This is a genomic window from Microbacterium sp. NPDC089987, assembly GCF_044748505.1.
In the GTDB taxonomy this organism is placed as follows: Bacteria; Actinomycetota; Actinomycetes; order Actinomycetales; family Microbacteriaceae; genus Microbacterium.
In genome coordinates, this window is the sequence record NZ_JBIVGE010000001.1 from 887,687 (window position 1) to 912,083 (window position 24,397).

Genomic DNA, 24,397 nt, shown 5'->3' on the forward strand with positions numbered 1-24,397 from the left:
GCAGGCTCAGGGACCCATGAAGCGGATGTGCCCAGGTGTGGCGGCCCTTCGGCAGGCTCAGGGGCCCAAGGTCGGGGCGGGCCCTTCGGCAGGCTCAGGGACCCATGAAGCGGATGTGCCCAGGTGTGGCGGCCCTTCGGCAGGCTCAGGGGCCCAAGGTCGGGGCGGGCCCTTCGGCAGGCTCAGTGACCCATGAAGCGCATGTGCCCAGGTGGGGAGGCCCTTCGGCAGGCTCAGGGACCCAGGTGTGGGCTCAGGGGTCCATGAAGTCCTGAACCCAGGGACCGGTCAATCGGGGGCGGCTGCCTTCTGCGCGGCGCGCAGGTTGGCGGTGGCGGCTCGCACGTCGTCCTCTGCCTGGCGAAGCGCGAACTCCGGCAGCGTCTCGGCGCCGAAGCGCTCCGCCACGCGATCGCTCTGCTCGCGGTGCGAGATCGTGATCAGCGCGCTCGCCAGCAGGATGACCTGCGACGAGAGGTTCAGCCACAGCAGCAGCGCCAGCAACGAGGCGAACGAGGCGAGCAGCGGGTTCGTCCTCGCCCCGCCGACGAACAGCCCCGACAGCTCCTGAAGAACCACCAGGCCCACGGCACCCAGTGCAGCACCGCCCCACAGCGTGCCTCGCGCTGCGCGCACGCCCGACAGCATCCGGTACACCGCGGCGATGAGCACGGCGTCGAGAGCGAAGACGATGACCAGCGACAGCAGACGCACCGTCCAGAAGACCGCGGGTGCGTCGCTCGCCACGCCCAGCATCCCGGCGAACCAGCCCACGATCAGCTCGCCGGCGAAGGTGAGACCTGCAGCCGCGACGAACGTGCCGCCGATGATCAGCGCGAGAAGGGCGCTGCGCAGCAGAACCAGGTACCAGACGACGTCCGCGGAGTCCGTCCCGGCGATCGTGCGCACGGCGTTGCGCATCGAGCCGATCGCCCCGAGGGCGGAGCCGATGAGACCGATCAGCGAGATCACTCCCGCAATCGACAGCCCGCCCGGCGCGTTGATGTCATCGAGATCGACGATGCCCTTGTCGTCACCCGTCGCGATGAGCCCCGGCACCGCGGAGTCCACCGCTGAGACGACGGCAGTCCACGCGGCGGCATCCTGGGAGAGCCACAGCGCCGCGGCCGAGAAGCCGAGCAGCACGGCGGCGAACACGCTGAACAGCGCCCGGTACGTCACGGCGTCGGCGAGCATCGGGCCGCGTCTGCCGACGTACAGCAGCGCCGCGCGCACGATGCGCAGCCGCAGCATCCGGCGGATCACGTTCGCGGATGTCCGCGCCAGCCATCCCTTCTGCTCGGGGGTCGAAGCGGGGTCAGAACTCGTCGGCCTCTCCATCTTCACCACACTATTCAGTGCGCCGGAATGTGAACGGGGCTTGACTCGGTGGTGTCCTAGAATCAGGGTCGACCTCGTCTCCACGGCGAACCCGTCAGAACCGTGACCCGATTGGCGCTGCGTGCATTCCCCTGATTCCCCTCCCGCCCCCGGATGGCTGGTCGTCCCCGACGACGCCAACGACCTGGTCGAGGGGGTGTGGCCGCTCTCCGCGGAGCGCGATGCCGGCGGCGAGCTGCGCATCGCCGGCGTCGGCGTCGGCGAGCTGGTCCGCACCTACGGCACGCCCCTGCAGGTGATCGACGAGACGGAGGTGCGCCGCCGTGCCGCCGCGCTGCGCTCCGCCTTCGATCGTGCGGCTGCCGTCCACGGCACGACGGCCCGCATCTACTACGCGGGCAAGGCCCTGCTGAACACGTCGATCGTGCGCTGGGTGCTCGAGGAGGGCCTGAACGTCGACGTCTGCACCGGAGGCGAGCTCGAGGTGGCTCTGGCCGGAGGAGCGGATGCCAGCCGGCTCGGCTTCCACGGCAACAACAAGTCGGTCGCCGAGCTCGAGCGGGCGGTGGATGCCGGTGTCGGCACCATCATCATCGACAGCGTCATCGAGATCGAGCGCCTCGCCGCGATCGTCTCGCGCACCGGCGCCTCCCAGCGTGTCATGCTTCGCGTCAACAGCGGGGTGCACGCCGAGACCCACGACTTCCTCGCGACCGCGCACGAGGATCAGAAGTTCGGCTTCGCGCTGGGTCAGGCTCCCGCGGCCGTCGCACGGATCCGCGAGGTCGACGGACTCGTGTTCGCCGGCCTGCACTGCCATATCGGCTCGCAGATCTTCGGTGTCGCCGGGTTCCGCGAGTCGGCCTCCCGCCTGCTCGACCTGCACCAGCAGCTGCTCGAGGGCGGCGACATCCCGCAGCTCAACCTCGGCGGCGGGTTCGGCATCGCCTACACGCGAGTGGATGACCCGACGCCGATCGACGACCTCGCCGATGGCATCGTCGCGGCCGTGGCCGAGGGCTGCGCGGCTCGCGGCATCCCGATGCCCGCGCTGTCGTTCGAGCCGGGTCGGGCGATCGTCGGCAACGCGGGCGTGACCCTCTACGAGATCGGGACGACCAAGGACGTCGCGCTCGAGACGACCACCCGGCGCTACATCAGCGTGGACGGCGGCATGAGCGACAACCCGCGCCCCGCTCTCTACGGCGCGCAGTACTCGGCTCGCCTCGCCTCGCGGGTGGGAACCGGCGAGCCGATGCTCGTGCGGGTCGTGGGCAAGCACTGCGAGTCGGGCGACATCGTGGTCGACCACGAGTACCTGCCGGGTGATGCCACCCCAGGCGACCTGCTCGCCGTTCCCGCCACCGGCGCGTACTGCGCACCCCTGTCGAGCAACTACAACCACGTGCCACGGCCGCCCATCGTCGCCGTGTCCGGCGGAGAGTCGCGCGTGATCGTGCGCGGCGAGTCGTTCGCCGATCTGCTCGCACGCGACGCGGGCATCCCGCAGTGAGCCACGGCCGTCCGCGGCCAGACCCGATGTCCTGACCCGACCGTGCTGAGGAGCGCAGATGACTGACTACCGACGACTTCGTGTGGCGCTGCTGGGAGCCGGAGCCGTGGGCTCCCAGGTGGCGTCCCTGCTGCTGCGCCACGGCGACGAGCTCGCTGACCGGGCCGGAGCCCGCCTGGAGCTCGCCGGCATCGCCGTGCGCGACGTCGACGCCCCGCGCGACGTCGACCTGCCTCGCGAGCTGTTCACCACAGACGCCGAGACCCTGATCACCGGATCCGACATCGTCATCGAGCTGATGGGCGGCATCGAGCCCGCCCGCTCGCACATCCTGCTGGGCCTCGGCTCCGGTGCGGATGTGGTCACGGCCAACAAGGCGCTGCTCGCGACGCACGGGCCGGAGATCTACGAAGCCGCCGAGCGGGTGGGCGCCTCGGTGTACTACGAGGCCGCCGCAGCCGGTGCGATCCCGATCATCCGGCCGCTGCGCGACTCGCTCGCCGGCGATCGCGTGGTGCGCATCATGGGCATCGTCAACGGAACGACCAACTACATCCTCGACCGCATGGACGGCGAGGGCGCCGACTTCGCCGACGTGCTCGCCGATGCGCAGCGCCTGGGCTACGCCGAAGCGGACCCCACCGCCGACGTCGAGGGGTACGACGCCGCACAGAAGGCGGCGATCCTGGCATCCCTCGCCTTCCACACCGCCGTGCCGCTCGACGCCGTGCACCGCGAGGGCATCACGACGATCACCGCCGACATGATCGAGGAGGCCCGCGAGGCCGGGTTCGTCATCAAGCTGCTGGCTGTGTGCGAGCGTCTCGGCACCGGCGGACCCGAGTCGATCTCGGTGCGGGTGTACCCCGCTCTCGTGCCGCGCGATCACCCGCTCGGCGCCGTGCACGGGGCGAACAACGCCGTCTTCGTCGAGGCGGAGGCCGCCGGTTCGCTCATGTTCTACGGCGCCGGAGCAGGCGGCGTGCAGACGGCGTCGGCCGTGCTCGGCGACGTCGTCTCGGCGGCACGTCGTCACATCGCCGGCGGCACGGGAGTCGGCGAGTCGACGCGCGCCAACCTGCCGATCGTCTCGATCGGCCACGTGCTGACCCGCTACCAGATCACCCTCGAGGTGTCGGATGAGGCGGGCGTCCTCGCCACGATCGCCGGCCTGCTCAGCGACGGAGGCGTCTCGGTCGCCACGCTGGTGCAGACCGTGATCCCCGCCGCCGACGGCAACGAGCGCGAGAGCGCACGGCTGATCATCGGCACGCACCGCGCGACGGACAGCGCCCTCAGCGCCGCGGTCGACCGGTTGACGGCGAGCGACGTCGTCGAGCGGCTCGTGTCGGTGCTGCGCGTCGAGGGGGAGTGAGCGTGGGGGTAACCCTCGTGCCGGCTGAGCCGGTCACCTCCGAGACGCCGCTCGTCGACGGAGCGATCCGCACCGTCATGGTCACCGTTCCCGCGACCAGCGCGAACCTCGGCCCTGGATTCGACACCCTCGGTCTCGCGCTCAGCGTGTACGACACGCTGACGGCGTCGTCCTTCGACGACGACCGCCTCGTGATCGGGGTGACCGGGTCGGGTGCGGCGGAGATCCCCACCGATGCGAGCAACCTCGTCGTCCGCTCGATCGCGCATGTGTACGCCGATGTCGGCCGCCGGATGCCCGGTCTGCACCTGCACGCCGAGAACGGCGTGCCGCACGGGCGCGGCCTCGGCTCGTCCGGCGCGGCGGTGACCGCGGGCATCCTGATCGCGAAGGGTCTGCTGGCCGGAGACGTCGATCTCGACGACGAGGCGCTGCTGCGTCTGGCGACGGAGCTCGAGGGGCATCCCGACAACGTCGCACCGGCGCTGTTCGGTGGTCTGACGATCGCATGGACGGGGGAGCGCGGGCCCCAGCACAAGAAGCTGCTCGTGCACCGTGGTGTCGCGCCGCTCGTGTTCGTGCCCGGCTTCACGATGTCGACCTCGCTCGCCCGCTCGCTGCAGCCGCCGCAGGTCTCCCGCGAGGACGCCGTCTTCAACGTCTCGCGTTCGGCCCTGCTGATCGCCGCTCTCACGCAGAGCCCGGAGCTACTGCTCGACGCGACCGATGACCGGCTGCACCAGGACTATCGCGGCCCTGCGATGCCGGAGACGCTGCGCCTGGTCCAGGCGCTGCGCGCAGAGGGCTTCGCGGCGGTCGTGTCTGGCGCAGGTCCCAGCGTTCTCGTACTGGCAGACGGGCCGGGAGCCCGGCAGCGCGCAGTCCAGCTCGCCGATGCGGTGACGGACACTCCGTGGCAGGCCCACATGCTCGCGGTCGATGTCCAGGGTGGTACAGTAAGGGAACGAGCGGAGGGCACCACGTAACTTCGTGATTCTCGCCCTATCGCAATTCTGCGAAGTCCGCACGCGATCCCCAGGAACATCCAGGTACTGGCTGGCAGACGCTCTGCGTCGGCGCGTGTGATACCCGCGGCATCTGCTGCGTGCACATCGGACTGCTCGTCTTCCCACGACATATGAGGGAGTACTCGTGGAGAACCTCTCCGAGACCCAGAACGACACCCCGACCACCGAGTCGGTGACGGCCGAGACTCCGGCGCCCGCGCGCAAGCGCGCACCGCGTCGCGCCACGACCGCCTCCGCCGCGGCGGCAGCCGAGGCGAACGCCGCTGACACGGCGACCGCTCCCGCGGCCGATTCCGCTCCGGCGGCGACCGCCCCCGCAGCCCAGTCCGCTCCCGCGGCGGACTCCGCTCCGGCGGAGGAGCAGCCGAAGGCCAAGGCGCCGCGCCGCACGCGCGCCAAGAAGGCCGACGCCGAGACGCTCGACCTGCCGGCCGCGGAAGCCCCGACCCAGTCGGCGTCGGCGGATGCCCAGCCGGCTGACTCCGCGTCAGCGGAGAAGACCGACAGCGCCGAGGCGACGGCCAAGCCCGCCCGCAAGCGCCCCACGCGGGCGAAGAAGAGCGACGCTCCCGCCGAGGCGACGCCGGACCAGGGTGCGTCCGAGGCCTCCCAGCCGTCCGAGGCAGCGAGCCCGTCGGCTGACGCCGGCGACGAGCAGCAGGGGGGTGCCTCGGCCGAGCCCGCCAAGCGTCCTGCCCGCGGCCGTCGCGGCGCGAAGGCCGCGGAGGCCGAAGCTGCTCCTGCCGAGGCGCCGGCCGAGTCCGCTCCGAGCGAGCAGGCTGCGACAGCCGGCGAGCAGAGTGGCGACAACGACGGCGAGGGTGAGGGCTCCGGCCGCAGCCGCAGCCGCAGTCGCAACCGCAGCCGCGGACGCGGCGACAAGAACGGCAGCGACAAGAACGGCAGCGGCCAGAACGGCAGCGACAAGAACAGCGGCGGCCAGAACGGCGGCGCGCAGAGCAGCGGTGGCCACAGCGACTCCGACGAGGAGAGCGGCTCCGGCCGTGGCCGTCAGCGCAACAGCAAGCGCCGTGGCGGCGGCAACACCACCGCCGACGAGTTCGAGACCGAGATCGGCGAGGATGACGTGCTCATCCCCGTCGCCGGCATCCTCGACGTGCTCGACAACTACGCCTTCGTGCGCACCACCGGCTACCTGGCAGGACCCAGCGATGTGTACGTCTCGCTCGGTCAGGTCAAGAAGTACAACCTGCGCAAGGGCGACGCCGTCGTCGGCGCCATCAAGCAGCCCCGCGAGGGCGAGCAGCAGGGCCGTCAGAAGTACAACGCACTGGTGAAGGTCGACTCGATCAACGGTCTGTCGCCCGACGACGCGGCGAACCGCGTCGAGTTCGGCAACCTGACGCCGCTGTATCCGCAGGAGCGACTGCGCCTCGAGACCGCGCCCGAGAAGCTCACCCAGCGGATCATCGACCTGGTCGCCCCCATCGGCAAGGGACAGCGCGGCCTGATCGTCGCGCCGCCCAAGGCGGGCAAGACGATCGTGCTGCAGCAGATCGCCAACGCCATCGCGCAGAACAACCCCGAGGCCCACCTGATGGTCGTGCTGGTCGACGAGCGTCCGGAAGAGGTCACCGACATGCAGCGCACGGTGAAGGGCGAGGTCATCGCCTCGACCTTCGACCGCCCCGCTGAAGACCACACCACGGTCGCCGAGCTCGCGATCGAGCGCGCCAAGCGCCTCGTCGAGCTCGGTCGCGACGTGGTCGTGCTGCTCGACTCGATCACGCGCCTCGGCCGTGCGTACAACATCTCGACTCCCGCGTCGGGTCGTGTGCTCACCGGCGGCGTCGACGCTGCGGCGCTGTACCCGCCGAAGCGCTTCTTCGGCGCCGCGCGCAACATCGAGAACGGCGGCTCGCTCACCATTCTCGCGACCGCTCTCGTCGAGACCGGCTCGAAGATGGACGAGGTCATCTTCGAGGAGTTCAAGGGCACCGGCAACAGCGAGCTGCGCCTGTCGCGCCAGCTCGCCGACAAGCGCATCTTCCCGGCCGTCGACGTCAACGCGTCGAGCACGCGCCGCGAGGAGATGCTGCTCTCGGCCGACGAGGTCAAGATCACCTGGAAGCTGCGTCGTGCCCTCGCGGGCCTCGACCCGCAGCAGGCGCTCGAGGTCGTTCTGGGCAAGCTCAAGGAGACCGGCTCGAACGTGGAGTTCCTGTTCCAGATGCAGAAGTCGGTGCCCGCGCCGACCGCGAACGGCGGCTCGCACGCCCACGAGAACAGCATCCGCTGATCCACCGCTGAGCGGAGCAGAGGCGTGTTCGAATCGGTCCAGGCTCTCATCGACGAGCATCGCCGGGTGCAGGAGGAGCTCTCCGACCCGGCGGTGCACGCCGACGCCGCCCGCGCCAAAAGGGTCAACCGGCGCTACGCCGAGCTGAACCGCATCGTGGCCGCCCACGAGGCGTGGACGACGGCGGCCGACGACCTGGACGCGGCGCGTGAGCTGGCCAGGGAGGACGACGCGTTCGCGGACGAGATCCCTGGGCTCGAAGAGGGGCTGCGGGTGGCGCAGGAGAAGCTGCGGCGCCTGCTGATCCCTCGCGACCCCGACGATGCGCGCGACGTGATCATGGAGATCAAGGCGGGGGAGGGCGGCGCTGAGTCCGCGCTGTTCGCCGCCGACCTGCTGCGCATGTACGTGCAGTACGCGGCATCCAAGGGCTGGAAGACCGAGCTGCTGGAGCGCAACGAGTCGGACCTCGGCGGCTACAAGGATGTGCAGGTCGCGATCAAGGGCTCCTCATCCGACCCGTCGCAGGGCGTCTGGGCGCACCTGAAGTACGAGGGCGGCGTGCACCGCGTGCAGCGCGTGCCCGCCACCGAGTCGCAGGGGCGCATCCACACGTCCACCACGGGTGTGCTCGTCTTCCCCGAGGTCGACGAGCCGGAGGAGATCCAGATCGACGCGAACGATCTGAAGATCGACGTCTACCGCTCCTCGGGCCCCGGCGGCCAGTCGGTGAACACCACCGACTCGGCGGTGCGGATCACGCACGTGCCGACCGGGATCGTCGTGTCGATGCAGAACGAGAAGTCGCAGCTGCAGAACCGTGAGGCAGCCATGCGCGTGCTGCGCGCCCGGCTGCTCGCCAAGCAGCAGGAGGAGCTGGATGCCGCGGCATCCGACGCCCGCCGCTCGCAGATCCGCGGCATGGACCGCTCGGAGCGCATCCGCACCTACAACTTCCCGGAGAACCGCATCGCGGATCACCGCACCGGGTACAAGTCGTACAACCTCGACCAGGTGATGGACGGCGCGCTCGAGCCGATCATCGAGTCGGCCATCCACGCCGACGAAGAAGCCAGGCTCGCCGCCCTCGGCGGCGAGTGAGCCGCGGCCTCAGATCACGTAGTCGGGAGCGGTCAGCAGCGCGCGCGAGTCGACCGAATCGCTGCGCCGACGCGGCTTGGCCGGAACTCCCACCAGGACGCTGTCGGCCGGCGCGTCCTTGGTGACCACGGCGTTCGCGCCGACGACCGAGCGCGCGCCGACGCGCACCGGACCGAGGATCTTCGCACCCGCACCCACCGACACGCCGTCCTCGAGCGTGGGGTGCCGCTTGCCGTGATCGCGGGTGCGGCCGCCGAGGGTGACGCCGTGGTAGAGCATCACGTCATCGCCGATCTCGGCGGTCTCGCCGATGACGACGCCGGTGCCGTGATCGATGAAGAAGCGCCGGCCGATGCGCGCCCCAGGATGGATCTCGATGCCGGTGACCCAGCGTGTGATCTGCGAACCCATCCTCGCGACGAAGCGCAGTCGGCGCTGCCACAGCGCATGCCACACTCGATGGCCCCATACGGCGTGGAGGCCGGGGTAGAGCAGAGCCACCTCGACCCCGCTGCGGGCAGCGGGGTCGCGGTGACGGGCGGCCGCGATGTCTTCGCGGACCCGGGAGAGCATGCTCACAGAGACGGTCAGTCCTCGCGCAGGTCTTCGAACAGGGCGGTGGAGAGGTAGCGCTCACCGGTGTCGCAGCCGATGACCACGATCTGCTTGCCCTTGCTCTCGGGGCGGGCCGCGATCTTCAGCGCCTGGGCGACGGCGGCCCCGGCGGAGATGCCCACGAGGATGCCCTCCTTCGCGGCGAGCGCCCGTGAGGTCTCGAGCGACTCCTCGAAACCTGCGGTGACGATCTCGTCGATCACGTCGCGGTCGAGGATCGCGGGCACGAAGTTCGGCCCGATGCCCTGGATCTTCGCAGGTCCCGTGCGTCCCTCCGAGAGCAGGGGCGAGTCGGTCGGCTCGACGGCCACGACGTGGACCTCGGGCTTGACGGCCTTGAGCGCCTGACCGACACCGGTGATCGTGCCGCCGGTGCCGACGCCCGCGACGAAGATGTCGACCTGTCCGTCGGTGTCGCGGAGGATCTCCTGCGCGGTCGTCTCGCGATGAATCTGCGGGTTCGCGGAGTTCTCGAACTGGCGGGCCCAGACAGCACCGGGCGTGGACTCGATGATCTCCTGCAGCTTCTCGATCGCGCCCTTCATGCCCAGCGTCGGATCGGTCAGCACGAGCTCGGCGCCGAACGCCTTCAGCAGCACGCGGCGCTCCTTCGACATGGAGGCCGGCATGGTGAGGATCACCTTGTAGCCGCGCGCAGCGCCGACCATCGCCAGGGCGATGCCGGTGTTGCCGCTGGTCGCCTCGACGATGGTGCCGCCAGGCTTCAGCTCTCCGGACGCCTCCGCAGCGTCGACGATCGCGATCCCGATGCGGTCCTTCACGCTCGAGGCCGGGTTGAACGACTCGAGCTTGACGAGAACGGTCGCGTCCAGTCCCTCGGTCAGATGATTCAGCCGTACCAGGGGAGTGTTGCCGAAGGTGCTGGTGATGTCGTTGTGGATGCCGGTCATGGCAGACCTTTCGTGAGCGGAGTTCTCGTGAGCGGAGTCAGCGAGATCAGCCTACGGGGCGGGCTCCGGCTGATGACGGAATGTGACCGGCCGCCGCACCGCCTACGCTGAGAGGATGCCCCTTCCGATCTCGGCGCAGCTGCGCGCCATCGCGCAGCGCCTCGCCGATGCGGGTGTTCCGGACCCGCTGGTGGACGCCGAGCTGCTCATCGGCCACGTGCTCCGGCTCGGCCGCGGTGAGCTGCAGGCCGCACTCGTGCGCGGCGATGAGATGGCCGATGCGGATGCCGAGCGGCTGACGCCCCTCGTCGACCGGCGCGCTGCGCGCGAGCCCCTGCAGCACCTCACCGGCCGCGCGGCATTCCGCCACCTCGAGCTGACTGTCGGGCCCGGCGTCTTCGTGCCGCGCCCGGAGACCGAGACGGTCGTGCAGTTCGCGATCGACGCGCTCCTGGAGAGCGCGGCTGCGCCGCCGATCGCCGTCGACCTCGGCACGGGCAGCGGCGCCATCGCCCTGGCGATGGCCACGGAGGTGCCGCACGCCAGGGTGCACGCCGTCGAGCGCTCCACCGATGCTCACGCCTGGGCGGAGCGCAACGTGCGCGGCGTGGACAACCTCACCCTGGTCCTCGGCGATCTCGCCACCGCGTTCGATGAGCTGCGCGGCACGGTCGACGTGGTCATCTCGAACCCGCCGTATGTGCCCGATGATGCGATCCCGCGCGACCCGGAGGTGCGGCTGCACGACCCGGCACAGGCGCTGTACGGCGGAGCGGACGGCCTCGATGTCGTGCGCGTGATCAGCGCGCGTGCGCAGGAGCTGCTGCACGGCGGCGGACTGCTCGTGCTCGAGCACGGCGAGCTGCAGGGGGCGGCCATCCGCGACATCCTCACCGCAGACGGATGGCGTGCGGCCGCGACGCATCAGGACCTCACCCGTCGTGATCGCGCGACGACGGCGCTGCGGGCCTGACGAGAGCCGAGCGGGGTGCGCTCACGCGCCCGGGGGCACGGCGATCACCGACGTAGACTAGGAGCGCCATGTCAACTGTCTTCGATTGCCGCGACGACGCCCAGATCCTCGCCGGCATGCGCCATGCCCGCCAGGCGATCGCCCGCGGCGAGCTCGTCGTGCTGCCCACCGACACCGTGTACGGCATCGCCGCCGACGCGTTCTCGCCCGCTGCTGTGCAGCGCCTGCTCGACGCGAAGGGACGCGGCCGCGACATGCCGCCGCCCGTGCTCGTCGCCGGGCAGGACATGCTCACCGCGCTCGTCGAGACGGTTCCCGCGCCGGTGCAGAAGCTCGTGGACGCCTTCTGGCCCGGCGGCCTCACGATCGTGCTGCCCGCTCAGCCGTCGCTGACGTGGGATCTGGGCGAGACCAAGGGCACCGTCGCCGTGCGGATGCCCGACCGTCGCATCGCACTCGAGCTGCTGGCCGAGACGGGCCCGCTCGCCGTGTCGAGCGCGAACCTCAGCGGCCGAGACGCCGCGATCATCGCTTCGGACGCTCAGACCATGCTCGGCGACAGTGTCGCCGTCTACCTGGAGGAGGGCTACAGCGAGACCGGCGTGCCCTCGACCATCGTCGATGCCACCTCCCTCGTCGCGAGCCCCGAGGGGGAGGCCCCGATGGTGCGCATCCTGCGTGCGGGAGCGGTGACCAGGGAGCAGCTGTCGGAGGTGCTCGGGGACCTCCTCGAGCCGGAGGAGCAGCCGGGCGAGGTCGGGGAGAGTCCGGTCGATGAGAGCCCGGTCGACGAAGAGTGAAGCAGTATCTGTTCACGATCATCCTCACGGCGGCGATCACCTTCGCGCTGTCGTGGGCGGTGTGGCGGCTGAGCCTGCGGTTCAAGCTGTACCCCGGCATCCGTGAACGTGATGTGCACAAGACCCCGACCCCGCGCCTCGGCGGGGTCGCCATGTTCGTCGGCATCGCCAGCGCGGTTCTCATCTCCGCTGCCAACCCGTTCTTCGAGCGCATGTGGTCGCCGCCGAACACCCTCTGGGCGATCCTCGCCGCGGCGCTTCTGATCGCGGTGGTGGGCGTGATCGACGACCTGATCGATCTGGACTGGATGATCAAGCTCGCCGCGCAGTTCCTCGCCGCAGGCATCATCTCGGTCGGGGGAGGCCTCCAGATCCTGTCGCTGCCGGTGGGCGACATGATCCTCGTGTCCAGCTGGGTGAGCATCTCGATCACGATGTTCGCGATCGTCGTGGTGATGAACGCCGTCAACTTCATCGACGGGCTCGACGGACTGGTCGCCGGCGTCTGCCTCATCGCCAACGGCGTGTTCTTCGTCTACGCCTACATCCTCACGCGCGACTCTGGCGCGACCAGCTACTTCAACCTCGCCACGTTCCTCGCCGCCGTCCTCATCGGCGCCTGCCTCGGCTTCCTGCCCTTGAACTGGAGCCCGGCGAAGCTCTTCATGGGCGACTCCGGGGCCCTCGTGCTGGGCCTGCTGATGGCGACATCGACGATCGCGCTCACCACGCAGGGCGACGTCAACGCCTTCGACCCGGAGCGCTTCGGCCGCTCGCAGCTGCTCGGCGCGTTCATCCCCATCGTCCTGCCGCTCGTGATCGTCATGCTTCCGCTCCTCGACTTCGGCCTCGCCGTCTCGCGCCGGATGCGCGCGGGCAGGTCGCCGTTCTCGCCGGACCGCAAGCACCTGCACCACCGGATGCTGGATCTCGGCCACCGGCACCGCGACGCCGTGCTGATCTTCTACGCCTGGACCGCAGTCATCTCGCTGACGGTGCTGCTGATGTACATCGCCGGCCGGCAGGACTGGCCGGGCGGGTACCTCGCCGCGGTCGGGTTCGGCGTCGTGGGCATCGTCGCCTGCCTGATCATCACGCGCACCCCGCTCAGCGTCCGACGCAGGGCCGCTGAGCGCAGAGCCGCAGCAGCCGACTCCCACGCGACCACGTCCGACCCGACCCCGCCCGACCCTGAGCACATGGAGCCCCGATGAACCCGAGCCCCGTCTCCAGCACCCCCATCCTGCGCCGCACGCTGACGTGGTCGGCGGGTGCCGCCCTGGTGCTCGCGCTCGTGGCGGGAGGCATCGGATACGCCGTCGACGCCACGGACGGGCTGTGGAGCGGCCTGATCGGCGTGCTGCTCGCCTTCCTCTTCCTCGGTATCACGGCGGGAAGCATCCTGTTCGCGAACCGCTGGTTCGGCGACCCGATCTACGTGCAGCTGTTCTTCGCGATCGTGCTGGGCGGCTGGCTCGTCAAGCTCGGTCTGTTCCTCGTCCTCATGATCGTGCTCAGCGGCCAGCCGTGGATCTCGCCAGTGGTCTTCTTCCTCTCCATCGTCGCCGGAGTGCTCCTGTCGTTGGTGGTCGACGCCATCGTGCTCGTGCGCATGCGCCTGCCGCACGTGAGCGACATCGATCTTCCGACCGTCAACCCCGAGGACGAGGCCGACGCGGACGGCCGGGACACGCGCGGCGCGACCGAGGACGACCGCTGAATCTGGTAGTGTTGATCCGTGCCCGCCGCTCGTCTCGCGAGCGCTTGCGCTGATGCACACCGTCCCTCGTCGCCCCGGTTCCGTCCGGTGACCCGAAGCTGGAGCCCGCGCTGTTGAATCCCGTTGCGACCCTGACCCTTCGTCCGATCGCCGGTGACGGTGAATTCCACGGCCCGTCGATGGACGAGTTCTTCCCGGACATCCTGTTCACCGTGTTCGGTGTGCCGATGCATCGCATCCACCTGATCCAGCTGCTCTCGGTGATCGCCGTCGTGCTCATCATGTGGCTCGGAACGCGTCGCATGACGATCGTGCCCGGTCGCTTCCAGAGTCTCGTCGAGATGGGAATCGGCTTCGTCCGCACCGGCATCGGGCACGACCTGCTCGGACGCAAGGACGGCGAGCGGTTCGCGCCGCTGCTCGTGACGATCTTCTTCATGATCCTGTTCATGAACGTCACCGGCATCATCCCGTTCCTGAACATGCCCGGTACCGCGATCATCGCCGTGCCGCTCACGCTCGCCGTGATCAGCTACGTGACCTTCATCTACGCCGGAATGAAGAAGAGCCCGCTCGGGTTCTGGAAGAACGCGCTCTTCCCGGCTGGTGTGCCGTGGCCGGTCTACATCATCGTGACCCCGCTGGAGTTCATCTCCACCTTCATCATCCGCCCGGTGACCCTCACCCTGCGTCTGATGATGAACCTGGTCGTCGGGCACATGATCCTCGTGCTGTGCTTCGCGGCCACGCACTTCTTCTTCTTCACCGCAGGTGGCGGATGGGCGGCGCTCGGCGTCGGCACCCTCGCCTTCGGCGGCGCCTTCACTCTCTTCGAGATCCTGGTCGTCGTCCTGCAGGCCTACGTCTTCACCGTCCTCACCGCGATCTACATCCAGCTCGCGGTCGCAGAAGAGCACTGAGCGGGTCGGCAACTGCCGTCCCACCCAACGAAAGGAAAAACCCGTGGACGCTACTACGGTTCTCGCTGAAATCAACGGTCACATCGGTGCGGTCGGCTACGGCCTCGCAGCCATCGGACCGGCCATCGGCGTGGGCATCGTCGTCGGCAAGACCATCGAGGGTGTCGCCCGTCAGCCCGAGCTGGCCGGCCGTCTTCAGGTCCTCATGTGGATCGGTATCGCCTTCACCGAGGCACTCGCATTCGTCGGCATCGCCGTCGCATTCATCCCGTTCCCCGCGTAATCCGCTTCGACCTCTGAAGGAGACAGGATGCTGAACGCTCTTGTCACGAACCTCGCGGCTGAGGGTGAGCCGAAGAACCCGCTCATTCCCGAGTGGTACGACATCATCTGGTCGGGCCTGTGGTTCCTCGTCATCCTCGTCGTGGTGTGGAAGGTCGCCCTTCCTCGCCTGACCGCGATCCTCGACGAGCGCTCGGCCGCCATCGAGGGCAACATCGCCAAGGCCGACGAGGCCCAGAAGCAGGCCGAGGCCGCGCTGGAGGAGTACACCCGCCAGCTCGCCGAGGCCCGCACCGAGGCCGGTGAGATCCGCGAGGCCGCCCGTGAGGACGGCAAGAAGATCGTGACCGAGGCCAAGGAGACCGCCGTCACCGAGGCAGGCCGCATCACCGCAGCAGCTCACTCGCAGATCGAGGCGGAGCGCCAGGCGGCGTTCGTCTCGCTGCGCAGCGAGGTCGGCACGCTGGCGATCGACCTCGCAGGCAACGTCGTGGGGGAGACCCTCAGCGATGACGCTCGTGCGGCGGCCGTCGTGGACCGCTTCCTCGCCGACCTCGAGAAGGCCAAGTAATGGGCAGCGCGACCACTCAGGCACTCGCGGCATCGACGGACGCGCTTGCCGCAGCGTCGGGCCTGAACCTCCACAGTGCGGCGGAGCTCTTCGCAGCGGCCCGCACCATCGGGGAGTCGGGTCAGCTGAGCGGCGCGCTCGCCGATCCTGCAGCTCCGGCTGAGGCGCGCAGCGCGCTCGTCTCGGCTGTCTTCGCCGGTGTCTCGGCTCCGGTGCGCACACTGCTGACCGCGGTCGCGGCCCAGCGCTGGTCGTCGGTGTCCGATCTCGTCGACGGTGTCGAGGAGCTCGCCATCCGGGCAGCGGCTGCGGCGGCTCCCGGTGACGACGTCGCGACGGAGCTGTTCGGCTTCTCGCGCGTCGTCGCGGCGAACCCCGAGCTCGAGCTCGCGCTCGGAGGCCGTCTCGGCGGTGATGCGGCGAAGCTCGCGCTCGTCGAGCGGGTGCTCGGCGGGGCAGTGTCACCCGCGACCATGCTCATCGCCTCGTCCCTGGTTCCGCGACCGCGTGCGCGGCGCGTCCGCCAGGTGCTCAGCCGCGCGGTCCGCATCGTCGCCGCGCAGGCCGGCCGTTCGGTGGCGACGGTGTACACCGCCGCTCCGCTCTCGGCTGCCCAGGAAGCGCGCGTGCGCGACGCGCTCGCCCGCCGCTACGGCGGTGAGATCTCCATCAACCAGGTGATCGACGAATCCGTCGTCGGAGGACTGCGTGTGCAGATCGCCGATGACGTCATCGACGGCAGCATCTCCGCCCGCCTCGCCGACCTTCGCCAGAAGCTCGCGAGCTGAACTACTCGACGCGGGGAACCGCGCACACCCAGACACACAAAGGGAAGACAATGGCAGAACTATCGATCAGCCCCGACGTCATCCGTGACGCGCTGAAGGACTTCGCCGCCGCCTACGAGCCCTCGGGCGCCGCGGCGACCGAGGTCGGCACCGTCATCGACGCGGCCGACGGCATCGCGCACGTCGAAGGACTGCCGGGCGTCATGGCCAATGAGCTCGTCACCTTCGGCGACGGCACGAAGGGCCTGGCACTGAACCTCGACGAGCACGAGATCGGCGTGGTCGTCCTCGGCGACTTCACCGGCATCGAGGCCGGACAGAAGGTCACCCGTACCGGCGAGGTCCTCTCTGTTCCGGTCGGCGACGGCTACCTGGGCCGGGTCGTCGACCCGCTCGGCAACCCGATCGACGGTCTCGGCACCATCGCCACCGAGGGCTCCCGCGAGCTCGAGCTGCAGGCGCCCGGCGTCATGCAGCGCAAGTCGGTGCACGAGCCGATGCAGACCGGCGTTAAGGCGATCGACGCCATGATCCCCGTCGGCCGCGGCCAGCGCCAGCTGATCATCGGCGACCGCCAGACCGGCAAGACCGCCCTGGCGATCGACACGATCATCAACCAGCGGGCCAACTGGGAGTCGGGCGACGTCAGCAAGCAGGTGCGCTGCATCTACGTCGCGATCGGTCAGAAGGGCTCGACCATCGCCGGCGTCCGCGGTGCGCTCGAAGAAGCCGGCGCGATGGAGTACACCACCATCGTCGCCGCTCCCGCATCCGACCCCGCCGGCTTCAAGTACCTCGCTCCGTACACCGGCTCGGCCATCGGCCAGCACTGGATGTACGGCGGCAAGCACGTCCTGATCATCTTCGACGACCTGTCGAAGCAGGCCGAGGCCTACCGTGCCGTTTCGCTGCTGCTGCGCCGCCCGCCGGGGCGCGAGGCGTACCCTGGCGACGTCTTCTACCTGCACTCGCGTCTGCTCGAGCGCTGCGCGAAGCTGTCCGACGAGCTCGGCGCCGGTTCGATGACGGGTCTGCCCATCATCGAGACCAAGGCGAACGACGTCTCCGCGTACATCCCGACCAACGTGATCTCGATCACCGACGGCCAGATCTTCCTGCAGTCCGACCTCTTCAACGCCAACCAGCGTCCGGCGGTAGACGTGGGAATCTCGGTCTCGCGAGTCGGCGGTGACGCTCAGGTCAAGTCGATCAAGAAGGTCTCCGGAACGCTGAAGCTGGAGCTTGCGCAGTACCGTTCCCTCGAGGCGTTCGCGATGTTCGCATCCGACCTCGACGCGGCATCGCGTCGTCAGCTCGCCCGCGGTGCTCGTCTGACCGAGCTGCTCAAGCAGCCGCAGTACTCGCCGTACCCCGTCGAGGAGCAGGTCGTCTCGATCTGGGCCGGAACGAACGGCAAGCTCGACTCGCTCGAGGTCGCGGACGTGCTCCGCTTCGAGCGCGACCTGCTCGACTACCTGCGCCGCAACACGTCGATCCTCGACACTCTGCGCGACACCAACGTCCTCGACGACGCCACGGTCGCAGAGCTCGACAAGCAGACCGACGCCTTCATCCTGGAGTTCCAGGGCGGCAAGGGCCAGTCGATCAGCAACCCGGGCAACGAGCAGGTCTCGGCCGAGGACGCCGGTGACGTCAGCCAGGAGAAGATCGTCAAGGGTCGTCGCGCGTAATCGCGTGAGGTACTGATTCATGGGCGCTCAACTCAGGGTCTACAAGCAGAAGATCTCTTCTGCTCAGACGACCAAGAAGATCACGAAGGCGATGGAACTCATCGCGGCTTCGCGCATCCAGAAGGCGATGGCACGCGTCAAGGCGTCCAGCCCCTTCGCGCGGGCCGTGACGAGGGCCGTGTCGGCCGTCGCGACGCACTCCAGCGTCGACCACCCGCTCACCCGCGAGGCAGAGACGATCCGCCGCACGGCGGTCGTCGTCTTCTCGAGTGACCGCGGTCTCGCAGGCGCGTTCAACTCGCAGGTGATCCGCGAGGCTCTCGAGCAGGGCGAGCGTCTGCGCGAGCTCGGCCGCGAGCCGGTGTACTACCTGGTCGGCCGGAAGGCGGTCGGGTACTTCCAGTTCCGCCGGATCGAGTCCGCTGCGGAGTGGATCGGCGACACCGACACGCCGTCGTTCCACACCGCCGAGGAGATCGCGCACACGCTGCAGCAGGCGTTCCTGCGCGGCGGCGAGTCCGAGGGAGTCGACGAGATCGTGCTGGTGTACAACCGCTTCGTCAGCATGATGACGCAGGAGCCCACGGCCCTTCGTCTGCTGCCGCTCGAGATCGAAGAGGCCGAGGACACCGCGACCGCGGCCGTCTACCCGCTCTACGAGTTCGAGCCCGACGCCGGGACCGTCCTCGACGCGATCCTGCCGGTGTACATCCAGAGCCGCGTGTTCAATGCCCTCCTGCAGTCGTCGGCAGCCAAGCAGGCCGCCACGCAGAAGGCCATGAAGTCGGCCAGCGACAACGCCGACAAGCTGATCACCGACTACACCCGCCTGCGCAACAACGCTCGCCAGGCCGAGATCACCCAGCAGATCGCAGAGATCGTCGGCGGCGCCGACGCCCTGGCATCCAGCTGACACACATCAGGAGAAGAGACGAGAAATGACCACCACCGCCATGGCTGAGCAGCCGGCGACCGCGGTCGTCGGACGCGTCGCACGCGTCAACGGTCCGGTTGTCGACATCGAGTTCCCCCACGACTCGATCCCCGACATCTACAACGCCCTCAAGACCACCATCACGATCGGCGAGAGCTCCACCGAGATCACGCTCGAGGTCGCACAGCACCTCGGCGACGACCTCGTCCGCGCCATCGCCCTGAAGCCGACGGACGGCATCGTCCGCGGCCAGGAGGTTCGCGACACCGGAGAGGCCATCTCGGTCCCCGTCGGCGACGTGACCAAGGGCAAGGTCTTCAACGTGATCGGCGAGGTCCTGAACCTCGAGCCCGGCGAGACCATCGAGGTCACCGAGCGCTGGCCGATTCACCGCAAGGCTCCCAACTTCGACCAGCTCGAGTCGAAGACCACCATGTTCGAGACCGGCATCAAGTCGATCGACCTCCTCACCCCCTACGTGCTGGGTGGAAAGATCGGTCTGTTCGGTGGTGCAGGTGTCGGCAAGACGGTGCTCATCCAGGAGATGATCCAGCGCGTCGCACAGGACCACGGTGGAGTGTCGGTGTTCGCCGGTGTCGGTGAGCGCACCCGTGAGGGCAACGACCTCATCCACGAGATGGAGGAGGCAGGCGTCTTCGACAAGACCGCCCTCGTCTTCGGCCAGATGGACGAGCCGCCGGGGACGCGTCTGCGCGTCGCGCTGTCGGCACTGACCATGGCGGAGTACTTCCGCGATGTGCAGAAGCAGGACGTGCTGCTCTTCATCGACAACATCTTCCGCTTCACGCAGGCCGGCTCCGAGGTCTCGACGCTGCTGGGCCGCATGCCCTCGGCCGTGGGATACCAGCCGAACCTCGCCGACGAGATGGGCCTCCTTCAGGAGCGCATCACCTCGACTCGCGGTCACTCGATCACCTCGCTGCAGGCGATCTACGTGCCGGCCGACGACTACACCGACCCGGCTCCCGCGACCACGTTCGCGCACCTCGACGCCACCACCGAGCTCTCGCGTGAGATCGCCTCGAAGGGTCTGTACCCCGCGATCGACCCGCTGACCTCGACCTCGCGCATCATGGACCCGCGCTACCTGGGTGAGGACCACTACCGCGTGGCCACCACGGTCAAGCAGATCCTGCAGAAGAACAAGGAGCTGCAGGAGATCATCGCGATCCTCGGTGTCGACGAGCTCTCCGAAGAGGACAAGATCGTCGTGTCCCGTGCACGCCGCATCCAGCAGTTCCTCTCGCAGAACACCTACATGGCGAAGAAGTTCACCGGCGTCGAGGGCTCGACCGTGCCGCTCAAGGAGACCATCGAGTCGTTCGATGCGATCACCCGCGGTGACTTCGACCACGTCGCAGAGCAGGCCTTCTTCAACGTCGGCGGCATCTCCGACGTCGAAGAGCAGTGGGCGAAGATCCAGAAGGAGAACGCCTGACCATGGCGCTGCACGTGAGCCTCGTCTCCGCTGACGCGGAGGTCTGGACGGGAGAGGCGTCGCTGGTCGTCGCCAAGACCGTCGAGGGCGAGATCGGCATCATGTCCGGTCACGAGCCGGTGCTGGCCATCCTCGCCCAGGGCGAGGTCCGCATCACTCAGACCGACGGCAGCAAGGTGCTCGCGAACGCACAGGACGGCTTCCTCTCGATGGAGGGCGAGACGCTCACCATCGTGGCCGGCAACGCCGCACTGATCGCCTGACACACCCCGCGTCCGCTCCGGTTCGTGCCGTCGCACGAACCGGAGCGGACGCTTCGTCTGTGTGGAGTCCATGAAGATCCTTCTGCCCCCGTCCGAGACCAAGCGCCCGGGTGGCTCCGGTGCGCCGATGCGTCTCGACGAGCTCGCTCTGCCGTCGCTGGCCACGCAGCGCACGGAGCTCATCGACGCTCTCGTCGCGCTCTGCGCGGACGAGACGGAGGCACGTCGCGTGCTGAAGCTGAGCGAGCGTCAGGCCGGTGAGGTCGAGCACAACCGGATGCTGCGGACGTCGCCGACGATGGCCGCCATCGACCGCTACACGGGCGTGCTGTACGACGCCCTCGATGCGAACTCCCTCGACCGGACGGCTCGTCGCTGGCTCGGCGAGCACCTGCTGATCCACTCGGCGCCCTTCGGCCCGGTCGGCGCGCTCGATCAGATCCCCGTGTACCGGCTGGCGGCCGGCACCTCGCTGCCCGGCATCCGTCCCCTGCGCCGGCACTGGGCGGACGCGACATCCCAGGCGCTGGCGGATGCCGGCTTCGTGCTCGACCTGCGCAGCGAGTCGTACGTGGCGCTGGGGCCGGTGGCCGGCACGGTCCCATCAACCTATGTGCGCGTGGTCACCGATACAGGTCGCGCACTGAATCACTTCAATAAGAAGGCCAAGGGCATGCTCGTGCGCGCCCTCGCCACGACACGCCCGACGCTCCGCTCCGTGCGCGCGCTCCTGCAGTGGGCCGCGCAGAACGGTCTCCGGCTGCAGGAGACGGCGGATGCCGGTGTTCTGGAGCTCGTGGTCGAGAGCTGATCGCCGCAATGCATCGGCGCCTCGTTGCCCGTGATCGCGGCGCTTCGCTAGCATGTCCGGTGCACGAGATTCGCATGGGGGAGCGCTACCGCTTCCTCTCAATGAGAGAAGTGGTTCATTCATGGGAAATGGCGATTACGGCGACTACAGCGCCCTCGCTGCGATCATCGGCCTGCTGACGGTGCTGCTGCTGATCGTCGGGCCGATCATGTACGTCCTGACCTCGATCTTCATGATGAAGATCTTCGAGAAGGCGGGCGTCGTCGGGAAGTGGCGCGCGTGGGTTCCGGTGTACCGGGAGATGATCTTCTTCAAGCTCGGTGACATGAGCCCGTGGCTCGTGCTGTACGCGCTCGGCGCATCGATCGTGCTGTCGATCGTGGGCCTCAGCGGGATCGTCGGTCTGGCCTTCACCGCGCTGTTCGCGATGGCGGGATGGCGCGTCGGTCTCAAGCTGCAGAAGCAGGCGGCCTGGGTCATCCTCTTCGTGCTGCTCAACGTCGTATGGATGGGCATCGCCGCGCTCGACCGCTCGCGCTGGAACCCGAACGTCGCGCCCGCTCCGTGGGCGGGAAACGGCTTCCTCGGCGACAAGACCGTCTGGGACGGCATCCCCGTCCAGCCCGGCCAGAACGCCGCACCCGCCGGCTATGGCGCACCGCAGGGCTACGGCGCACCGCAGGGCTACGGCGCACCGCAGGGCTACGCCCCGCCCGCCCCGCAGGGCTACGCACCTCCCGCCCCGCAGGGCTACGCACCTCCCGCTTCGCAGGGCTACGGCCAGCCGACACAGCCGGGCTACGGCGCGCCGCACAGCCCCGCTTCGCCCGTTCCGCCGGCGCCGGGAGCGCCTGTCCCGCCTCCGGCCACGCCACCGGCACCGCCGGTCGCGCCTCCCGCCGCACCGCCCGCTCCTCCCGCGCCCCCGGCGGCGCCCGAGGATCCTTCCCAGCCGCGCCCCTGAGCTGAGCTGAGCTCGAGGAAGCCCCCGACGGTGTCGGGGGCTTCCGTGCGTCACGGCGCAGTCATGCGTGCCGCGCCGTGGCCGTTGGTCCGCCCGGCTGCGGTGCTGGCCGCCGAGCCGGTCCGAGCGCGTCCGGCGCCCCGATAGTGTGGACGCATGGCTACCTCGCAGCGTCGCGTCGGCGCATCCGGACTCGTCGTCTCCGCCGCCGGTCTCGGCTGCAACAACTTCGGCCGCGCGGGAACCCTGACGGAGACGCTCGACGGCACGAGGGCGGTGATCGACGCCGCCCTCGCGAACGGCGTGTTCTTCTTCGACACCGCCGACATGTACGGCGCTGACGCGGGCCGCAGCGAAGAGCTCATGGGCGAGGTGCTCGAGGGCCGTCGCAACCGCGTGGTGCTCGCGACCAAGTTCGGTCACGACCGCGACATGGGCTACGACTTCCCCGGCGGTCGCGGGTCGCGTCGGTACGTGCGTCACGCCGTCGAGCACTCGCTGCGCCGCCTGCGCACCGACTGGATCGACCTGTACCAGCTGCACCTGCCCGATCCGCAGACGCCGATTGCGGAGACCATCGACGCACTCGACGAACTCGTCGACGAGGGGAAGATCCGCTACTACGGGCATTCGAACTTCACCGGCTGGCAGATCGCCGAGGCCGAGCTCACCGCCCGTGCGCGGTCGACAGGCCGGTTCATCTCCGCTCAGAACCACTACTCGCTGCTGGCGCGCGCGTCCGAGCGCGAGGTGCTGCCCGCGGTCGATCGCTACGACCTCGGCTTCTTCCCGTTCTTCCCACTGAAGAACGGACTTCTCACGGGCAAGTTCACCCGCGAGGGAGGGCCGGCAGGCAGCCGGATCATGGACACGCGTCAGCACATCTGGGCGGATGCGCCCTGGGACGCCCTCGAGCAGTACCAGGCGTTCTGCGACCAGCGTGACATCACGATGCTTCAGGCCACCTTCGGCTGGCTGCTCGCGCAGCCGGGCGTCTCCAGCGTCATCGCCGGCGCCACCAGACCCGAACAGGTCGAGGCGAACGCAGCCGCGGCTGATGCCTGGACTCCCACGGCAGCCGACCTGGCAGAGATCGACGCCCTGTTCCCCCTGGTCGATGATCCCGCCGACCGGATGTGACGGCACCACTACGATGATGATGAATCCCGCGGCCGTTCAGCCGCCCAGCCGTCCGATGGAGAGCCCACGTGCCTGAGACCACGACGCAGACGTTCCGCGTCAGCGATGACCTGGAACTCGCCTGGGCGGGGGTGACCGATCGCGGTCGACGCCGTGAGAACAACCAGGACTCGTTCCTCGCGAAGTATCCGCTGTTCATCGTCGCCGACGGCATGGGCGGACACGCGGGCGGCGAGATCGCCAGCCAGGCGACCGTCGACCGGCTCTCCGACATGGTCGACGCGGGGCAGATCGACGACGAGCGCATCGTCGCGGCGCTTCAGCGGGCCGTCGACGACATCCACAGCCATCCCGAGACGACCGATGAGGGAACAGGCACGACGCTGACCGGCGTGTACCTCGACCGCGGCGAGGACGGCTGGCGCTGGATATCGCTGAACATCGGCGACTCTCGCGTCTATCTCGAGCGCGACGGCCGGCTGATCCAGGTCACCACCGACCACTCCGTCGTGCAGGAGCTCATCGCCTCAGGCAAGATCAGCCCGGAAGAGGCCGACGCCCACCCGTACAGCAACGTGATCACCCGCGCGGTCGGGGCGAACGAACTCGTCTCACCGGACTACGTCGCGATCGATGTCGTCGACGGCGACCGCTTCATCATCTGCTCCGACGGTCTGACCAAGGAGCTCACCGACTACGGCATCCTGCACTTCCTGCGTGAGAACGCTGAACCCGCCGACGCGGTGAGCGCGATGGTCGACGCGGCGCTGGAGAACGGCGGACGCGACAACGTCACCCTGATCGTCCTCAACGTGCGCTTCACCCGCGGGGCCGGGGATGCGGTCACGGCCGATCAGCCCGCCGACGCCGACGAGTCGTCCTCCACATAACCCGCGATCGAGGGTTGAGCCGCACTGCCTGTGGACAGGCCGCCTTC

Annotated in this window: 24 protein-coding genes; 21 read left to right on the forward strand and 3 right to left on the reverse strand. The window is 69.0% G+C overall.

Going from position 1 to position 24,397, the window contains the following annotated elements:
* Nucleotides 1-288: 288 nt before the first annotated feature.
* Entirely contained in the window at nt 289-1,341 is a 1,053-nt protein-coding gene (locus tag ACIPV2_RS04070) for a YihY/virulence factor BrkB family protein (RefSeq protein WP_400838755.1), read from the reverse strand.
* 121 nt (nt 1,342-1,462) lie between these two features.
* On the opposite strand from ACIPV2_RS04070, the gene lysA reads away from it, so the two are divergent.
* From lysA to prfA, 5 genes are all read left to right on the forward strand, one after another.
* Nucleotides 1,463-2,854: a diaminopimelate decarboxylase gene (gene lysA / locus ACIPV2_RS04075; protein ID WP_400838757.1), complete on the forward strand. Its 1,392-nt coding sequence runs from the start codon at nt 1,463-1,465 to the stop codon at nt 2,852-2,854.
* Between the two features lie 58 nt (nt 2,855-2,912).
* Entirely contained in the window at nt 2,913-4,229 is a 1,317-nt protein-coding gene (locus ACIPV2_RS04080) for a homoserine dehydrogenase (RefSeq protein ID WP_400838759.1), read from the forward strand.
* Between the two features lie 77 nt (nt 4,230-4,306).
* On the forward strand, nt 4,307-5,215 hold the full coding sequence (thrB, locus tag ACIPV2_RS04085; protein WP_101187437.1) for a homoserine kinase: 909 nt from the start codon (nt 4,307-4,309) through the stop codon (nt 5,213-5,215).
* Between the two features lie 166 nt (nt 5,216-5,381).
* The gene (rho, locus tag ACIPV2_RS04090) at nt 5,382-7,517 is read left to right on the forward strand and encodes a transcription termination factor Rho (protein WP_400838761.1); all 2,136 of its coding nucleotides are present in this window, start codon (nt 5,382-5,384) and stop codon (nt 7,515-7,517) included.
* A gap of 24 nt (nt 7,518-7,541) precedes the next feature.
* Nucleotides 7,542-8,618 carry a peptide chain release factor 1 gene (gene prfA / locus ACIPV2_RS04095; RefSeq protein WP_101187084.1) on the forward strand — a complete coding sequence of 359 codons (1,077 nt, stop codon included), beginning with the start codon at nt 7,542-7,544 and terminating at the stop codon, nt 8,616-8,618.
* Nucleotides 8,619-8,627: 9 nt separating this feature from the next.
* Here prfA and epsC read toward each other — a convergent pair whose 3' ends face one another.
* Nucleotides 8,628-9,191: a serine O-acetyltransferase EpsC gene (epsC, locus tag ACIPV2_RS04100; protein WP_400839910.1), complete on the reverse strand. Its 564-nt coding sequence runs from the start codon at nt 9,189-9,191 to the stop codon at nt 8,628-8,630.
* 14 nt (nt 9,192-9,205) lie between these two features.
* Nucleotides 9,206-10,144, reverse strand: a complete 939-nt coding sequence (cysK, locus tag ACIPV2_RS04105) for a cysteine synthase A (RefSeq protein ID WP_400838763.1) — start codon at nt 10,142-10,144, stop codon at nt 9,206-9,208.
* A 115-nt stretch (nt 10,145-10,259) separates the two neighbouring features.
* Between cysK and prmC the strand changes: the two genes are divergently transcribed.
* The 16 genes from prmC (at nt 10,260) to ACIPV2_RS04185 (ending at nt 24,350) form a co-directional block, all read left to right on the forward strand.
* Complete coding sequence (gene prmC, locus ACIPV2_RS04110) at nt 10,260-11,117, forward strand: peptide chain release factor N(5)-glutamine methyltransferase (RefSeq protein ID WP_400838765.1); 858 nt, start codon at nt 10,260-10,262, stop codon at nt 11,115-11,117.
* 68 nt (nt 11,118-11,185) lie between these two features.
* Nucleotides 11,186-11,917 (forward strand): L-threonylcarbamoyladenylate synthase, encoded by a 732-nt coding sequence (locus ACIPV2_RS04115; protein WP_400838767.1) that lies wholly within the window; start codon nt 11,186-11,188, stop codon nt 11,915-11,917.
* Entirely contained in the window at nt 11,914-13,131 is a 1,218-nt protein-coding gene (locus ACIPV2_RS04120) for an MraY family glycosyltransferase (RefSeq protein ID WP_400838769.1), read from the forward strand. Before ACIPV2_RS04115 ends, ACIPV2_RS04120 begins: the two co-directional genes overlap by 4 nt.
* Nucleotides 13,128-13,637 carry a hypothetical protein gene (locus tag ACIPV2_RS04125; protein ID WP_400838771.1) on the forward strand — a complete coding sequence of 170 codons (510 nt, stop codon included), beginning with the start codon at nt 13,128-13,130 and terminating at the stop codon, nt 13,635-13,637. The genes ACIPV2_RS04120 and ACIPV2_RS04125 overlap by 4 nt, the downstream gene beginning before the upstream one ends.
* A 179-nt stretch (nt 13,638-13,816) precedes the next feature.
* Nucleotides 13,817-14,557, forward strand: a complete 741-nt coding sequence (atpB, locus tag ACIPV2_RS04130) for a F0F1 ATP synthase subunit A (protein ID WP_400838772.1) — start codon at nt 13,817-13,819, stop codon at nt 14,555-14,557.
* A gap of 43 nt (nt 14,558-14,600) precedes the next feature.
* Nucleotides 14,601-14,840, forward strand: a complete 240-nt coding sequence (gene atpE / locus ACIPV2_RS04135; protein WP_045265023.1) for an ATP synthase F0 subunit C — start codon at nt 14,601-14,603, stop codon at nt 14,838-14,840.
* Between the two features lie 27 nt (nt 14,841-14,867).
* Nucleotides 14,868-15,410, forward strand: coding sequence for a F0F1 ATP synthase subunit B (locus ACIPV2_RS04140; RefSeq protein WP_400838775.1), 543 nt, complete (start codon nt 14,868-14,870; stop codon nt 15,408-15,410).
* Nucleotides 15,410-16,198, forward strand: coding sequence for a F0F1 ATP synthase subunit delta (locus ACIPV2_RS04145; protein WP_400838776.1), 789 nt, complete (start codon nt 15,410-15,412; stop codon nt 16,196-16,198). The genes ACIPV2_RS04140 and ACIPV2_RS04145 overlap by 1 nt, the downstream gene beginning before the upstream one ends.
* A gap of 50 nt (nt 16,199-16,248) precedes the next feature.
* Nucleotides 16,249-17,889, forward strand: a complete 1,641-nt coding sequence (gene atpA, locus ACIPV2_RS04150; RefSeq protein WP_400838778.1) for a F0F1 ATP synthase subunit alpha — start codon at nt 16,249-16,251, stop codon at nt 17,887-17,889.
* A gap of 19 nt (nt 17,890-17,908) precedes the next feature.
* Complete coding sequence (locus ACIPV2_RS04155) at nt 17,909-18,802, forward strand: F0F1 ATP synthase subunit gamma (protein ID WP_400838780.1); 894 nt, start codon at nt 17,909-17,911, stop codon at nt 18,800-18,802.
* Nucleotides 18,803-18,827: 25 nt separating this feature from the next.
* Nucleotides 18,828-20,282: a F0F1 ATP synthase subunit beta gene (atpD, locus tag ACIPV2_RS04160; RefSeq protein ID WP_400838782.1), complete on the forward strand. Its 1,455-nt coding sequence runs from the start codon at nt 18,828-18,830 to the stop codon at nt 20,280-20,282.
* Between the two features lie 2 nt (nt 20,283-20,284).
* A complete protein-coding gene (locus tag ACIPV2_RS04165; protein ID WP_099197126.1) occupies nt 20,285-20,545 on the forward strand; it encodes a F0F1 ATP synthase subunit epsilon in 261 nt (86 codons plus the stop codon).
* Between the two features lie 70 nt (nt 20,546-20,615).
* On the forward strand, nt 20,616-21,356 hold the full coding sequence (locus tag ACIPV2_RS04170) for a YaaA family protein (protein ID WP_400838785.1): 741 nt from the start codon (nt 20,616-20,618) through the stop codon (nt 21,354-21,356).
* Between the two features lie 121 nt (nt 21,357-21,477).
* On the forward strand, nt 21,478-22,320 hold the full coding sequence (locus ACIPV2_RS04175; RefSeq protein ID WP_400838787.1) for a large exoprotein: 843 nt from the start codon (nt 21,478-21,480) through the stop codon (nt 22,318-22,320).
* 156 nt (nt 22,321-22,476) lie between these two features.
* On the forward strand, nt 22,477-23,460 hold the full coding sequence (locus tag ACIPV2_RS04180; protein ID WP_400838788.1) for an aldo/keto reductase: 984 nt from the start codon (nt 22,477-22,479) through the stop codon (nt 23,458-23,460).
* Nucleotides 23,461-23,528: 68 nt separating this feature from the next.
* Nucleotides 23,529-24,350 carry a PP2C family protein-serine/threonine phosphatase gene (locus ACIPV2_RS04185; RefSeq protein WP_400838790.1) on the forward strand — a complete coding sequence of 274 codons (822 nt, stop codon included), beginning with the start codon at nt 23,529-23,531 and terminating at the stop codon, nt 24,348-24,350.
* Nucleotides 24,351-24,397 lie beyond the last annotated feature (47 nt).